Origin of the sequence: Paenirhizobium selenitireducens ATCC BAA-1503 (genome assembly GCF_000518785.1) — a bacterium.
In the GTDB taxonomy this organism is placed as follows: Bacteria; Pseudomonadota; Alphaproteobacteria; order Rhizobiales; family Rhizobiaceae; genus Allorhizobium; species Allorhizobium selenitireducens.
The window spans coordinates 411,257-424,739 of record NZ_KI912495.1; the positions used below are offsets into that span (position 1 = coordinate 411,257).

The following is a 13,483-nucleotide window of genomic DNA, read 5'->3' on the forward strand; positions in this document are numbered from 1 at the left end:
CGACCCGCCTCAAGGCTCTGCAGACGCAGCAGCAGCTCGGCATCCAGGCGCTGTCGATCGCCAACTCCAACTCGGAAAACATCCTCTCGCTGTTCAAGTAAGATCCGGAAGGGCCGGAAACCCGGCCCTCCATCTTCAGCGCATCCTGAAAACCGCGGTCTCACGACCGCGGTTTTTTCGTTTTTGCCCCTGCCGGGCAGACAGTGCGAAATCTAGCCCTTTGATCTTGACGATTTGTTCATACAGCTTAACAAATCCTTATTGCGTTAACCTTTTGTTAACTCTAATATCATTAAGAACTCGTTAAGAGCGTCGGGTCGGTCACCAGGGCAAACAGTTGATCGATGTGCATGAAGCAGTCCGTCGTCGCCGGTAGATTTTGACAAATCCGGCATGTCCCGTATTCAATTTTGGGGCACCAGATGACCAGCATCATGACCAACACCGCCGCAATGGCGGCTCTGCAAACCCTCCGCAGCATCGATTCCAACATGCAGGAAACGCAGGCGCGGGTATCCTCTGGCTACCGTGTCGCCACGGCTGCCGACAACGCCGCCTATTGGTCGATCGCGACCACCATGCGTTCCGACAATTCCGCTCTCTCCACCGTGCAGGACGCCCTCGGCCTTGGCGCCGCAAAGACCGACACCGCCTATACCGGTCTCGAGTCCGCCGTCGAAGTGGTGACCGAAATCAAGTCCAAGCTCGTGGCCGCGCGCGAACCCGGCGTCGACAAGAGCAAGATCAACAAGGAGCTCTCCGAGCTCAAGAACCAGCTCGCCGCGATTGCCGAATCGGCATCCTTCTCCGGCGAGAACTGGCTGTTCAACGAATCCACGGCCGCTCCGGGCACGAAGGAAATCGTCGCTTCGTTCAATCGCGCTTCCGACGGCGCGGTCTCGGTCACGACGCTCGCCTTCGACACCTCCGAATCGGTGCTGATCGACACCAAGGACGCTAACAACGGCGTTCTGACCAAGGGCTTCCAGGTCACCCAGCCCTCCGGCGCCACGACCACGGTCGCCACCTACTTCCTGATCGATGCCAGCGCGACGACGGGTGCCACCGGTTCGGAAATCATTCTGACCACCTCGATGAGCGACGACGAACTGGACGGCATGATCAGCGCGGTCGATGCCATGCTGCAGCGACTGACTGACTCGGCCTCCACCCTCGGCGCCATCACCAGCCGCATCGAGATGCAGGACGAATTCGTCTCGACGCTGATGGACGTGATCGACAAGGGCGTCGGTCGTCTGGTCGATGCCGACATGAACGAGGAATCGACCCGGCTGAAAGCGCTCCAGACCCAGCAGCAGCTCGGCATCCAGGCGCTGTCGATCGCCAATACCAATGCGGAAAACATCCTGACGCTGTTCAAGTAATCCGCTGCAACGGACCGGAGTTGATCTTTTCCGTTTCTACCGTGCCGCCGGTCATCGGCATAAGGTGGAGCCGTTGGACCGCGCAACTGCCCTGGCGCGGTCCAACACCTTCATCCTCGCACAAGTTTGGGCTTCTAGTCTCGGATGAGGCAAATGGCACTTTCGCCAGGCGCAACGTGGTTCAACCTCGAAGACTGACGCCGGCACTGGATGGCATGATGACTATGCGCGTTCCGAATGTATTTATGAATTTCAGGATATTCTCATATCGCCGCGACCGCATGCCGGCAGTTCTCGTCACGGGAGACCTTGGTCGATGAGCATGCCGCTTGCCCACTATCTCAAGGATTTCTCCGCTCCTGCGAGCGCGCCTTCGGGCACGATCGGCGGGGACTTTTCCGCTTTGGATGACGTCTCCTTCGACAGCGATTTCGGCAGCGTGCCGGAGCCCGAGCCGGTCGATATCGAAGCCGAGCGCCGCGCCGCCTATGCCGAGGGCCATGAAACGGCGTCAGCAGAGCTTGGCGAGAAGCATGCCGCCGAACTGGCTGCCCTCAAGGCGGCCCATGACGAGGCGATGGCTGCGCTCGAGGCGCGGCTGATGGGCGAAACCGCCAGGCGCCTCGCCGAAGGCCTCGACCGGGTGGCGGCGGATATTGCCATTGCCGTCAGCGAGTGCGCGGCCGATGCACTGGGGCCGTTCCTCTCGGAGGAGGTCGCGGCGAAGGCGGTGACCGACCTTGCCGACCTTCTGAAGACCGCGATCGCCGAGGGCGAAGCGGGTACGATCACGCTGAAGGGCCCCCGGGCGCTCTTCGATCTGCTTCTCGCCCGCATGCCCGAGGCCGCCGGTGCCCTGCGCCATGTCGAAGTCGAGGATCTGGATCTTTCGGCCGAACTCGACGGCACCGTGCTCGTCACCCGGATCTCCGCCTTCGCGGCTAGCCTGAAGAAAGTGCTGGGATGAGCGACAGCGAAAATCACCACCACGGCAAGAACGAGATCGTCATCATCAAGCGCCATAGCGGCGGCGATCACGACGGCGCCCACGGTGGTGCCTGGAAAATCGCCTATGCCGACTTCATGACGGCGATGATGGCGTTCTTCCTGGTGATGTGGCTCGTCAACGCGGCCAACGAGGAAACCAAGGCCTCGGTCGCCAGCTATTTCAATCCGATCAAGCTCTCCGACGAGAAGCCGACCGAAAAGGGTCTGAAGAAGCCGGTCGACCAGGCCGAGGGCGAGCAGAAGCAGGAGCGGTCCCAGGTCGAGGAACAGCAGGAAACCGTCGGCGCGGCCGCCGCGACCGGCGAAGACCAGACCGCGACCTCCGGCGACCAGACCAATTATTCCGAAGCGGACTTCTTCGAAAATCCCTATTCCGTCCTGGCGGAGATTGCCCAGGAAGTCGGCCAGCAGGCCAATGTCAGCGCCAAGGGCGAGGGCGGCGCAGCCGATTCCGGTCCCTCCACCGGCGCCGAGGGCGGCGAGGCCTATCGCGACCCGTTCGATCCCGACTTCTGGACCCAGCAGGTCCAGACCACCCAGGGCAAGCCCGGCAAGCAGGAAACCCCGCCGGCCACGGTGGAGAACCCGAACCCGACGGACGCCGAGCAGCAGCTCGCCATGGTCGTGCCCGGCCAGAAGCCGGAACAGCCGGTCGATCCCCTGGCCGAGGCGGCGCAACCCGGAAAGACCGACAAGCCGGAAGAGGGCAAGACCGACAAGACCATGAGCGAAACCGAGGACGCCGCCGCTGCGGATACGGCCGAGGAGGCGTTCAATGCCAAGCAGAGAGCCGCGGACACCCTCAAGGCCGAGATCGAGAAGGAGCTCGGCGGCGCCGCGGGCAAGCTTGCCGAAGGCCTGATCGTTGCTCCGACCGAGGGCGGGATACTGGTGACGATTTCCGACCAGTCCGATGCGCCGATGTTCAATGTCGGCTCGGCCGTACCCCGCAAGGATCTGGTCGTGGCGATGGAACGCATCGGCAAGCTTCTGCAACAGCGCGAGGGGCCGATCGTGATCCGCGGCCACACCGACGGCCGGCAGTTCAAGGGCACCGACAACGACAACTGGCGCCTGTCTATGGCGCGTGCGCACAGCGCCTACTACATGCTGGTGCGCGGCGGGCTGTCGGAAGGCCGCGTGGAGCAGGTCTCGGGCTTTGCCGATCGCCGGCTTCAGGTTCCCGACGATCCGCTCGCCGACGCCAACCGCCGCATCGAGATCCTGATACAAGCAGATCAGGGGTAGCGGCATGGGGCGCATGAGACTGCACCTGCTCGTTCCGGCTCTGTCTCTCCTCGGCCTGGCCTGGACAGCTGCCGCGCGGGCGGAGGACATGAACGGCATCGAGCCGTACAAGATGCTGCGCTCGCTGCAATTCGTGCAGGATTCGGTCGTGCTCGGCGATCACTCGGCTGCTGAAATGCAGCGCTTCATGCTGGAAACGATCGACAAGCGGCTTCGAGAAGCGGACAGCGCGATTTTCGAGGAGCCGCGCAATATCGATGCGACGCTGATCTATGCCATGAGCGGCGGCAATCCCGCGACCCTGGAATTCCTCGTCGCGCGCGACATCGACGGTAATTTCGACAACCGCGTCACGGATGCGCTGCGCAAATACCTTTCGGGCAAGGGCACGCTGATCGCCAAGACCCTCGGCGACATGGTCACCGAGTATCGGGATACCAAGATCGCGCCCTATCTGGCGCTCATCGCCGGCAATGTGATGATCCCGCGGGATCCGGTTGCGGCGCTGAAATTCTACGACTGGGCGCGGCTGACCGCGCCCGGAACGATCGTCGAGGAGGCCGCGCTGCGTCGCTCGCTGGCCGTTGCGGTTGAGGGCGGCATGGTCGACAAGGCCGGCGCCTATGCCAACCGCTATGCGCGCCGTTTCCTGCATTCGCCCTATGCCAGCCAGTTCGCCGATCTGTTTGTCCAGTTGGTCGTCGAGCACACCGAGGCCTTCGATCAGGCGGCGATCGAGGGCACGCTCGTCTACATGGATACCGACCGCCAGCGCGAGGTCTATCTGCGCATCGCCCGGCAGGCGGCGATCAAGGGGCGCAATGAACTGGCGCGACAGGCCGCCGACAAGGCAAAGCTGCTGTCGGGCACGGCCGAAGGGGCGGATGCTCTGGCTAAGCTCTATGGCGGTCTCGCCGGCATTCCGACCAATGAGGTGGGTGCTGCGATCGCGGCCATTGCCGCGATCCCTGACGAGATTCTCTCGCCCTCGGACCGCGCCCTGCGCGATGCCGCTGCCGCGATCGCCGAGGAGGTGGTGCGCAAGCCGGAGGCGAACAGCCAGGCACAAGCTCCCGAGCCGAGTGTAGCCATTCAGAACGACGCATCCGTCGCCGACGGATCCAGCCCCGCAGCACCCGCTTCGGACGAACAGCAGGATCCGACGGCGCCCGCTTCGGATCCGCAGAACGCTTCGCCGCAAACGGCCGAGTCTGATGCGGAGGGAAGCAAGGATCAGGATCCGGAGTTCCGCTCCTTCGTCGATACCGGCCGCTCCAAGCTGGATGCGATCGACGACCTCTTGAAGCAAGAAGGCACAAACTGATGATCGATCCGGCCACCTCCGCCAAAATCCCGGGCATGGATGCCTCGCTCGCGGGGAGCGCTGCGTCGCATCGCAGTGACGCGAAGGCAGGCAACGGATTCCACGACGCTCTTTCGAACGCCGGCCATAGCAGCCGCAGCCGCCAGGATCGCGAAAACACGACGACTGGCCAGGCCCCTGAGGGCGACGCGGCAGCCGGCGCCGATGCCGAGGCTTCGGATGCAAAGGCCACCAAACCGGGCCGGCCGCTGATCGATGTTTCGCAGTCTGCCCTTTCGCGCGCCAGCGCTGCGAGTTCCGCTCGCGGGGCGACGGTCGACGAGGCCGCCACCGAGTCTGCAGCCGACGACATGCCGGCCGATGGCACGGTTCCCGGCCGCAAGACCGCAAAGCCCGTTGCCGGACATCCGGCAGCAGGCGGAAATGGCGCGTCAGACGAGACGCTGGACGCGGGCCAGGTGGCCGCCGTGGTAAAGCATGTCCAGACGGCAAAGGGCGACAAGACCGAGCGCACGGACAAGCCGGCCGGTGAAGGCGAAACGGCGGTCGACGGCGAAGCCGAAGTGGCGCCCGACGGCAAGGCTTCGGATCTCGGCGACGTCCTGACAATGCTCAGCAACACCACTACCGCCGCACCCCAGGCCGGTCAGGCGACGCCGCGCGCCGACGGCAAGACGACCAGCCGAGCCGCCGCCGGCGAACTGGCTGTGGTCGAAGCATCCTCCGGCGACATGCGCACGTCGCGCACGGCCGAGAGCGGCGAGCTTCCTTCGGTCGAGACCGCCGAGACGGAAACGGCCGATGCCGATCGCTCCTTCCGCTTCCTGCGCGCCGACGGCAAGGGCCAGGCAGTCTCCATGCGCGTCGGTCAGTCGGACGGCGAGACGGCAAAGTATGACATCGGTTCGCCGAAGGATGGTGGCCAGACGGTCGCTGTCCTCGACGCACGCCGCTATATCGCTCCGGCTTCCACCAATGCGGCGGGTCTGACCGCCGCGATGATGGGCGATGGCGAATGGGCGAGTGCGATGCTGCCGGGTTCCGAGCTCGCCAACGCGGCCAGCCAGTCGAGTTCGGGCAAGGTCGTCAATACCTTGAAGCTGCAGATGAGCCCGATCGAACTCGGCAATGTCACCGCGACGCTTCGACTGAGTGGCGAGGAGCTCTCGGTGCAGATCACCGTAGAGACCCACGCGGCCTACAAGCAGTTGAGCGGCGACCAGGACGATATGCTGAAGGCCTTGCGGGCGCATGGCTTCGCGGTCGACCAGATTCAGATCAGCGTGAATGTGGCAGCGGCGGATCGTGCCGACAGTGGCCAGAGCGGTGCGCAGGGGCAGTCGACGGGTCAGCAGGCGCAGGGTGGGGCGCAGGGCGGCAACGGCAGCGGAGAGCGCCGTGGGGCGGCACTACAGGCCGAGAACGGCACTGGTACGGGGAAGACGGCAGATGACACGAGCGCGCTACAGACGGCCTCTGGCGGGGCTGGTGGTTCTCGTCCTGGCCACGTCTACATGTGACGCGGTCGCATCCACCGGAGCCTGCGAACGCGAGATCCAGGCGGCGGCGGCGAAATATTCGATCCCGGAAGGCATCCTCTATTCCGTCGGGCTGACGGAGACGGGGCGGAAAGGATCGCTTCAACCCTTTGCGATGAACGTCGAGGGAAAGCCGATGTTCTTCGACAGTGAGGCCGATGCACTGCGCGCCTTCGTGAATGCGCGCCGGCAAGGCGCCAAACTGATCGACATCGGTTGCATGCAGATCAACCAGCATTTCCACGGGGAGAACTTTTCCTCCGTGCAAGCTATGTTCAATCCGCGGGCCAATGTCGAATACGCGGCCCGCTTCCTCAGCAACCTACGCGATCGTCACGAAACCTGGACGATGGCGGTGGCGAGGTACCATGCGGGGCCGAACAACGACCCGGCGCAGAAGCGATATGTGTGCCGCGTGATCGCTAATCTCGTCGCAACCGGCTACGGAAAGTGGACGCCGAACGCCCGGAAATTTTGCGGTGAATAGCCATATTTGGGGGTAGACAAGCCTCAAGGTGCTGATTTGCCATTGTGTTCAGAATGTGGGCGAAAACAGATGCCCCAAGCGGTCTGTTAACCATGCGTTAACTTTTCCACCGAAAAATAGTGTCGCATTGCCTTTCAGCATACTAGATATAGTTCAAATCGGCACGAAAATCTTAATCAACTGTTAATACCTACCATTAACATCATCTAGTTGTCCGTGATTCGCCTGATTCGTACCGATAGTGCATCGAGGCACCACACACTGATTCGGAGGCGGACGATGATCGTAGTGGTAGACGAGCGAGAGCTCGTGAAAGACGGGTACACATCCTTATTTGGGCGTGAAGGCATTCCATCGACCGGATTTGATCCGGTTGAGTTCGGCGAGTGGGTCAACACGGCAGCGGATTCTGACATCGCGGCTGTCGAGGCCTTTCTGCTCGGGCAGGGGGACTGCACGCACGAGTTGCCGAGGGCAATTCGTGACAGGACACAGGCGCCGGTGATCGCAGTCAGCGACCAGCCGTCGCTCGAGGCGACGCTGGCATTGTTCGACTGCGGCGTCGACGATGTCGTCAGGAAGCCGGTTCATCCCAGGGAAATCCTGGCAAGGGCGGCGGCGATTCGCCGCCGGCTGAAGTCGATCGCGAACTTCACCGAGATCGGCCCCATCCGGGTCTTCTCCGACGGGCGCGATCCGGAAATCGCGGGCGAGGTCTTTCCTCTTCCGCGGCGCGAGCGGCGCATTCTCGAATATTTGGTCGTCAACCGCGGTCGTCGCGTTTCCAAGACCCAGATCTTCAATGCGATCTACGGCATCTTCGACGAAGAGGTCGAGGAGAACGTGGTCGAAAGCCATATCTCCAAGCTGCGCAAGAAGCTGCGCAAGAAGCTCGGTTTCGACCCGGTCGATTCCAAGCGCTTCCTCGGCTACTGCATTGATTGGAGCTGATTTTCCAGCATCCGGCCGCGTGGTGCGGGCCTAACGAGTGAATTCGAAAAGGCCCGCCATCTCCAGACAGCTTCACGCAAGGCCCACCTCTTATTCTCTGCAATGACTACGGAAACGAGGATTTTCAATGAGCCTTTACGGAACGATGCGGACCGGTGTGTCCGGTATGAATGCCCAGGCAAATCGTCTCGGCACAGTTGCTGAAAACATCGCAAACTCAAGCACGGTCGGCTACAAGCGGGCCTCCGTGCAGTTCTCCTCGATGATCTTGCCGACGACCGCCGGCGCCTATAATTCGGGCGGCGTCGAGACTTCTGTGCGCTATTCGATCTCGAACCAGGGAACGTTCAGCTACACCACCTCCTCGACCGATCTCGCCGTCAACGGCGACGGCTTCTTCATCGTCCAGGGCGGCGATGGTGTCGAGTACCTGACCCGCGCTGGTTCCTTCGTCGTTCAGGACGACGGCACGCTGAAGAACTCTGCCGGCTATACGCTGATGGGTTACGAATATTCCTCGACGGCCGATCCGACGATCGTCGTCAATGGTTTCAACGGTCTTGAGCCGATCGATCTCTCGTCTGCCGCGATCTCCGCGACCGCCTCGACCGCTGGTTGGCTGAACGTCAACCTGCCTTCGAATGCTGCTGTCGGTGGTACCGAAAAGACCTCGCTTGTCAGCTTTGACAGCCAGGGCAACAGCCGCGAAATCGAATTCACCTACACCAAGACCGCGGACAACGTCTGGTCGGTCACCGGCATTTATGCCGGGCCGCCGGCGACGACCGTCGTGCCGGCCACCACGATCACCTTCGACGCCGACGGCCAGATCGTTTCGCCCACGTCGCTGACGACGACCGCCTTCACGGTCAACGGCGCCGACATGGAAGCCATTACGATCGACATCAGTGCGTCGAGCCAGCTCGCCGCGGACTTCTCGGTCGAAGACGGCGACATCAACGGCAACGGGGCCTCCGAAGTCGTCGGCTACGAGATCGACGAATACGGTGTGGTCTCCGTTGCCTATGACAACAACGAACTGGTCCCGCGCTTCCGCGTGGCGCTTGCCAGCGTGCAGAGCCCCGACAACCTCAACCCGGTTGCCGGCAACCTCTACACCCAGAGCAACTCGTCCGGCGTCGTCGTCATGGGTTATGCCGGCTCCAGCGGTTTCGGCTCCATCCTCTCCGGCGCGCTTGAAGACTCGAACGTCGACGTGGCGGAAGAACTGACCGCGATGATCGAATCCCAGCGGAATTACACCGCGAACTCCAAGGTATTCCAGACCGGCTCCGAATTGATGGAAACCCTGGTCAACCTGAAGAGATAACCGGAAGGTTAAGGCAGCCACATGTCGCTTACTTCTGCACTTAATACGGCTCAAGCCATTTTCAGGAATACGGGGGAACAGACCTCCGTCATCTCCACGAATATTGCCAATGACGGAAATGCAAACTATGTGCGGCGTTCGCCTGTCGTAACCAACACCATCTATGGCGCCTCGACGGTCAATACCGAGCGTGCCCAGCAGATGGCCCTGCTTCGCCAGCTCACCGGAGCAACCTCGGCCTCCAGCGCCCAGGATACGCTTCTCAACGGTTTGACGACGCTCTCCAACGCTCTGGGGGGGAATGACTACGAGCTTTCCCCCTCGACCTATCTTGCAGAACTCCAGAACAGCCTGGAAGCTTTTGCCGCCTCCCCGGGCGAGTACACGCTGGCCGCCACCGTGGTTACCGATGCCCAGGACGTGGCCAATTCGCTGAACACGGCAGCCGCCACCGTCCAGAAGCTCCGCACCGACGCGGACGCGGAAATCGTCACTCAGGTCAAGGAACTGAACCGGCTTCTCGCCGAGTTCCAAGTCGCCAATGACGCAGTGGTCAAGGCGACGGCGCTCGGCACGGATGCGAGCGATGCGCTCGACACCCGGGACACGCTCCTGAAGGACATCTCGGAAATCGTCGGCATCGACGCCAGCGCGCGCGCCAACGGCGACATGGTGATCTACACCTCGGAAGGCACGACACTGTTCGAAACCTTGCCGCGGTCGGTCACCTTTACCCGCACGCTCGCCTATGACGCGACGGTCACCGGCAACCAGATTTATGTCGATGGCGTGGCCATCGGCGCCGGCGACGGCGGCAATACCGATGCAGAGGGCTCGCTGAGCGCGCTGCTGCAACTGCGCGACGAGATCGCCCCGACCTTCCAGACGCAGCTCGACGAAGTCGCGCGCGGCCTGATCGAAGCCTTTGCAGAGACCGATCCGCTAGGCGTCGCCGCCGATATGCCAGGCCTTTTCACCTGGTCCGGCGGCACCACACTCACTTCGGGCACGGTCGAGCCGGGCCTGGCCGGCAGCATCACCGTCTCGTCGGCGGTCATCGCCTCTGCGGGCGGCGATCCGATGCTCCTGCGCGACGGCGGCATCAATGGCGCGACCTACAAGTGGAACACGGGCAACAATTCCGGCTACACCACGCTGCTGATGGGCTATACCGACGCGCTTGACGCCGATCGCGCATTCGATGCCACGGCCGACCTGAAGACGTCGATGAGCGTCATGACCTTCGCCAGCGGCTCGATCGGTTGGCTGGAGGAATTGCGCTCCAACGCCACCACGGCCTCGGACAACAAGGTCGCGCTCTATGAGAAGTCCTTCCAGTCCTATTCGTCGGAAACCGGCGTAAACCTCGACGAGGAACTCTCGTTGCTGCTCGACGTCGAGCAGTCCTACAAGGCATCGGCCAAGCTCGTCTCCACGATCGACGAGATGCTTCAGGCCGTCCTGGCGATGGCGGGCTAAGATATGTCGACAGCAAACATCTCCAATCTCTCGATCCAGACTTCGATGCGCCTGACCATTCGTCAGGCCCAGAACGAGCTGATCAAGGCGCAGCAGGAAGTCACCACCGGCATCTATGCCGATATCGGGGCCGAAATCGGCGGCGCCACCTCGACCGTCGTCGACCTGACCCGCGACAGCCTGCGCCTGCAGTCGATCAAGAGCACCAATGCGATTGCCACCCAGCGCCTCGAGGCCTCCCAGGAAGCGCTCGACCAGATGGCCCAGGCCGGCGACGACATGAACGAGGCGCTGATCGCGCTCTCAGGTACTGCCAACACCGGCAATCTGGAAACGGCCATCCAGGCGATCACCAGTGCTCTGGATACCTTCACCAGCATGGCCAACACCTCGCTGGGCGGCGAGTATCTGTTCTCGGGTATCAATAGCGACGTGCAGCCGCTCGAGCCCTATTCCGATACTTCGGCCGCCAAGCTGGCTTTCGATGCGGAGTTCCTGTCCTATTTCGGCTTCCCGCAGACGGATGCGCAGACGGCGACCATCGCCGCCTCCGGTGCCGCGCCGAGCATGGAAGACTTCATCACCAACGTCGTCGAGCCGATGTATTCCGGTGCCGACTGGACCACCGACTGGTCGAGCGCGACCGACGAAGTGATGACCAGCCGGATCAGCCAGACGGAGACGGTCGAAACCTCCTCCTCGGTCAACAGCAAGGGCATGCGCTACTTCGCGCTTGCGTCCGTCGTGGCCAAGGAACTGCTGGCTCTCGATCTCTCGGACGACAGCCGTGCCATGGTGACCAACAAGGCGATCGAATACACGGGCATCGCGACCACTGGCATCAACAGCACGCGCACCATGCTCGGCCTGTCGGAAAACCGGATCGAGAAGGCCAACGAATCGCTCCAGGTTCAGATCGACATCATCGACACGACGCTCACCAGCAAGATCGAGGTCGACGCCTATGAAGCCTCGACCCGGGTGAACAATCTCCTGTCCCTGGTCGAGGCATCCTACACACTGACGGCGAAGATTCAGGCTCTGAGCCTCGTCAACTACCTTTGATGACCAAAGGGAATGAATGGAAATGAAGGACAGATGAATGTACCAATTTTCATATGCCGAAATCATGGAAGATGGCGTCGCGGACGCCAAGGATCGTGAACGGCAGGCTCTGACGCGCTCCATCGAGCTTCTCACGCTGGCCCGTGACGAGCAGGGCTATACCCGGGAAGCGATCGAAGCGCTCTTCTACACCCGCCGGGTCTGGATCCGCCTCATCGAGGATCTGAAACAGCCGGAAAATCAGCTGGACGCCGAACTGCGCGCCAACCTGATCTCAATCGCCATCTGGATTTTGAAGGAGTGCGACCGGATTCGGAAGCGCCAGTCCACCAATTTCCAGGGCATCATCGACGTGACAACCATCATCAGGGATGGACTGAAATGAAGAGCACTTTGCGCATCTCGCTCAAGTCGGGCGAACGGATTTTCATCAACGGAGCGGTTCTGCGCGTCGACCGCAAGGTTGCGCTGGAATTCCTCAACGACGTCACGTTCCTGCTGGAAAATCACGTCCTGCAGCCGGAACAGGCGACCACGCCGCTCCGCCAGCTCTACTTCATCGCCCAGATGATGCTGATCAACCCGGAAGGGCGCGAACAGTCGATGGCGATGTTCCGCAAGTCGATCATCATGCTGCTCACCTGCTTCGAGAACGAGGAAATCCTCGCCGAGCTGAAGCGGGTCGACGGCATGGTTTCGTCGGGCCGCGCCTTCGACGCGCTGAAGGCGATCCGCGGGCTGTACGCGATCGAGGACCAGATCCTCAACAGCCAGGAAATGACCCCTGCCACTGTTGAACAGATTCGCAAGGAGATTGCACCATGGCGGTAGACGGCGTTACCTCGGCCACCAATGCGGCATCGACGAAGACGACGGACACATCCGCGTCCAGCGCCTCGGCTGCCGCTTCGCTGGACTATGATTCATTCCTGAAACTGCTGATCGCCCAGATGCAGAACCAGGACCCGACCGATCCGATGGACGCCAGCGAGCAGATCGCCCAGTTGGCCACCTTCTCCCAGGTCGAGCAGACGATCCAGACCAACGCCAATCTCGAGACGTTGATCACCGGCAATGCGCTGACCAATGCGTCGAACTATATCGGCCAGACGATCACCAGCGCCGACGAAAAGCTCTCGGGCGTGATCGAGTCGGTCCGCGTCTACAACGACACCATGGTCGCCACGACCACGGAAGGCGACGAGATCCCGATCACCGTCGGCGTTCGCGTCGGCGTGCCATCGACCCCGGATCCCGATACTGATACGGATGCCTGATGCGCATGGGGGAGTGATTCCCCCGGCTCATCGCAGGAATTGAAGTCCATGAATGAGGCAGACGCTCTCGATATCATGCAGGCAGCCGTCTGGACCGTGCTCGTCGCGTCCGGTCCGGCCGTGCTCGCCGCCATGATCGTCGGCGTCACCATCGCGCTCATCCAGGCGCTCACCCAGGTCCAGGAAATGACCCTGACCTTCGTGCCGAAGATCGTCGCCATCCTGGTGACCATCGGCATCAGCGCCCCCTTCGTCGGCGGGCAGATCTCGCTCTTCGCCAATCTGGTGTTTTCCCGCGTGCAGACCGGGTTTTGACCGTCTTCCGCCGGCTGCGGCATTGGTGACACTGCCACCCTCGCGCAAGCTTCGCTCGCTATCGCTTCGTTGAACA

At 62.1% G+C, this 13,483-nt stretch carries 15 protein-coding genes; all 15 read left to right on the plus strand.

The window, feature by feature from the left end; translation table 11 throughout:
* The coding region (locus tag L867_RS27620; RefSeq protein ID WP_269748274.1) for a flagellin at positions 1-101 on the plus strand (101 nt) is incomplete at its 5' end.
* A 321-nt stretch (positions 102-422) separates the two neighbouring features.
* Complete coding sequence (locus tag L867_RS0123055; RefSeq protein WP_028739021.1) at positions 423-1,385, plus strand: flagellin N-terminal helical domain-containing protein; 963 nt, start codon at positions 423-425, stop codon at positions 1,383-1,385.
* Positions 1,386-1,701: 316 nt separating this feature from the next.
* The gene (locus L867_RS0123060; protein ID WP_028739022.1) at positions 1,702-2,352 is read left to right on the plus strand and encodes a hypothetical protein; all 651 of its coding nucleotides are present in this window, start codon (positions 1,702-1,704) and stop codon (positions 2,350-2,352) included.
* Complete coding sequence (locus tag L867_RS0123065) at positions 2,349-3,641, plus strand: MotB family protein (protein WP_028739023.1); 1,293 nt, start codon at positions 2,349-2,351, stop codon at positions 3,639-3,641. Before L867_RS0123060 ends, L867_RS0123065 begins: the two co-directional genes overlap by 4 nt.
* A gap of 4 nt (positions 3,642-3,645) precedes the next feature.
* The gene (gene motC / locus L867_RS0123070) at positions 3,646-4,965 is read left to right on the plus strand and encodes a chemotaxis protein MotC (protein WP_028739024.1); all 1,320 of its coding nucleotides are present in this window, start codon (positions 3,646-3,648) and stop codon (positions 4,963-4,965) included.
* On the plus strand, positions 4,965-6,485 hold the full coding sequence (fliK, locus tag L867_RS26220) for a flagellar hook-length control protein FliK (RefSeq protein ID WP_051439177.1): 1,521 nt from the start codon (positions 4,965-4,967) through the stop codon (positions 6,483-6,485). The genes motC and fliK overlap by 1 nt, the downstream gene beginning before the upstream one ends.
* Entirely contained in the window at positions 6,415-6,990 is a 576-nt protein-coding gene (locus tag L867_RS27215; RefSeq protein ID WP_028739025.1) for a transglycosylase SLT domain-containing protein, read from the plus strand. The genes fliK and L867_RS27215 overlap by 71 nt, the downstream gene beginning before the upstream one ends.
* 279 nt (positions 6,991-7,269) lie before the next feature.
* Positions 7,270-7,941 (plus strand): transcriptional activator Rem, encoded by a 672-nt coding sequence (gene rem, locus L867_RS0123085; RefSeq protein ID WP_028739026.1) that lies wholly within the window; start codon positions 7,270-7,272, stop codon positions 7,939-7,941.
* A 127-nt stretch (positions 7,942-8,068) separates the two neighbouring features.
* Entirely contained in the window at positions 8,069-9,271 is a 1,203-nt protein-coding gene (locus tag L867_RS0123090) for a flagellar hook protein FlgE (RefSeq protein ID WP_028739027.1), read from the plus strand.
* Positions 9,272-9,292: 21 nt separating this feature from the next.
* A complete protein-coding gene (gene flgK, locus L867_RS0123095) occupies positions 9,293-10,750 on the plus strand; it encodes a flagellar hook-associated protein FlgK (RefSeq protein ID WP_028739028.1) in 1,458 nt (485 codons plus the stop codon).
* Between the two features lie 3 nt (positions 10,751-10,753).
* Complete coding sequence (locus L867_RS0123100) at positions 10,754-11,815, plus strand: flagellar hook-associated family protein (RefSeq protein WP_028739029.1); 1,062 nt, start codon at positions 10,754-10,756, stop codon at positions 11,813-11,815.
* Positions 11,816-11,852: 37 nt separating this feature from the next.
* A complete protein-coding gene (gene flaF, locus L867_RS0123105) occupies positions 11,853-12,200 on the plus strand; it encodes a flagellar biosynthesis regulator FlaF (protein ID WP_028739030.1) in 348 nt (115 codons plus the stop codon).
* On the plus strand, positions 12,197-12,646 hold the full coding sequence (gene flbT, locus L867_RS0123110) for a flagellar biosynthesis repressor FlbT (RefSeq protein ID WP_028739031.1): 450 nt from the start codon (positions 12,197-12,199) through the stop codon (positions 12,644-12,646). The genes flaF and flbT overlap by 4 nt, the downstream gene beginning before the upstream one ends.
* Entirely contained in the window at positions 12,637-13,092 is a 456-nt protein-coding gene (gene flgD, locus L867_RS0123115) for a flagellar hook assembly protein FlgD (RefSeq protein ID WP_028739032.1), read from the plus strand. Before flbT ends, flgD begins: the two co-directional genes overlap by 10 nt.
* A 48-nt stretch (positions 13,093-13,140) precedes the next feature.
* Positions 13,141-13,407, plus strand: coding sequence for a flagellar biosynthesis protein FliQ (gene fliQ / locus L867_RS0123120; protein WP_028739033.1), 267 nt, complete (start codon positions 13,141-13,143; stop codon positions 13,405-13,407).
* Positions 13,408-13,483: the final 76 nt, after the last annotated feature.

Bases quoted from the DNA above. Each gene is read 5' to 3' on its own strand.
- L867_RS0123055 (WP_028739021.1), top strand. From the start codon at position 423: ATGACCAGCATCATGACCAACACCGCCGCAATGGCGGCTCTGCAAACC.
- L867_RS0123060 (WP_028739022.1), top strand. From the start codon at position 1,702: ATGAGCATGCCGCTTGCCCACTATCTCAAGGATTTCTCCGCTCCTGCG.
- L867_RS0123065 (WP_028739023.1), top strand. From the start codon at position 2,349: ATGAGCGACAGCGAAAATCACCACCACGGCAAGAACGAGATCGTCATC.
- motC (WP_028739024.1), top strand. From the start codon at position 3,646: ATGGGGCGCATGAGACTGCACCTGCTCGTTCCGGCTCTGTCTCTCCTC.
- fliK (WP_051439177.1), top strand. From the start codon at position 4,965: ATGATCGATCCGGCCACCTCCGCCAAAATCCCGGGCATGGATGCCTCG.
- L867_RS27215 (WP_028739025.1), top strand. From the start codon at position 6,415: ATGACACGAGCGCGCTACAGACGGCCTCTGGCGGGGCTGGTGGTTCTC.
- rem (WP_028739026.1), top strand. From the start codon at position 7,270: ATGATCGTAGTGGTAGACGAGCGAGAGCTCGTGAAAGACGGGTACACA.
- L867_RS0123090 (WP_028739027.1), top strand. From the start codon at position 8,069: ATGAGCCTTTACGGAACGATGCGGACCGGTGTGTCCGGTATGAATGCC.
- flgK (WP_028739028.1), top strand. From the start codon at position 9,293: ATGTCGCTTACTTCTGCACTTAATACGGCTCAAGCCATTTTCAGGAAT.
- L867_RS0123100 (WP_028739029.1), top strand. From the start codon at position 10,754: ATGTCGACAGCAAACATCTCCAATCTCTCGATCCAGACTTCGATGCGC.
- flaF (WP_028739030.1), top strand. From the start codon at position 11,853: ATGTACCAATTTTCATATGCCGAAATCATGGAAGATGGCGTCGCGGAC.
- flbT (WP_028739031.1), top strand. From the start codon at position 12,197: ATGAAGAGCACTTTGCGCATCTCGCTCAAGTCGGGCGAACGGATTTTC.
- flgD (WP_028739032.1), top strand. From the start codon at position 12,637: ATGGCGGTAGACGGCGTTACCTCGGCCACCAATGCGGCATCGACGAAG.
- fliQ (WP_028739033.1), top strand. From the start codon at position 13,141: ATGAATGAGGCAGACGCTCTCGATATCATGCAGGCAGCCGTCTGGACC.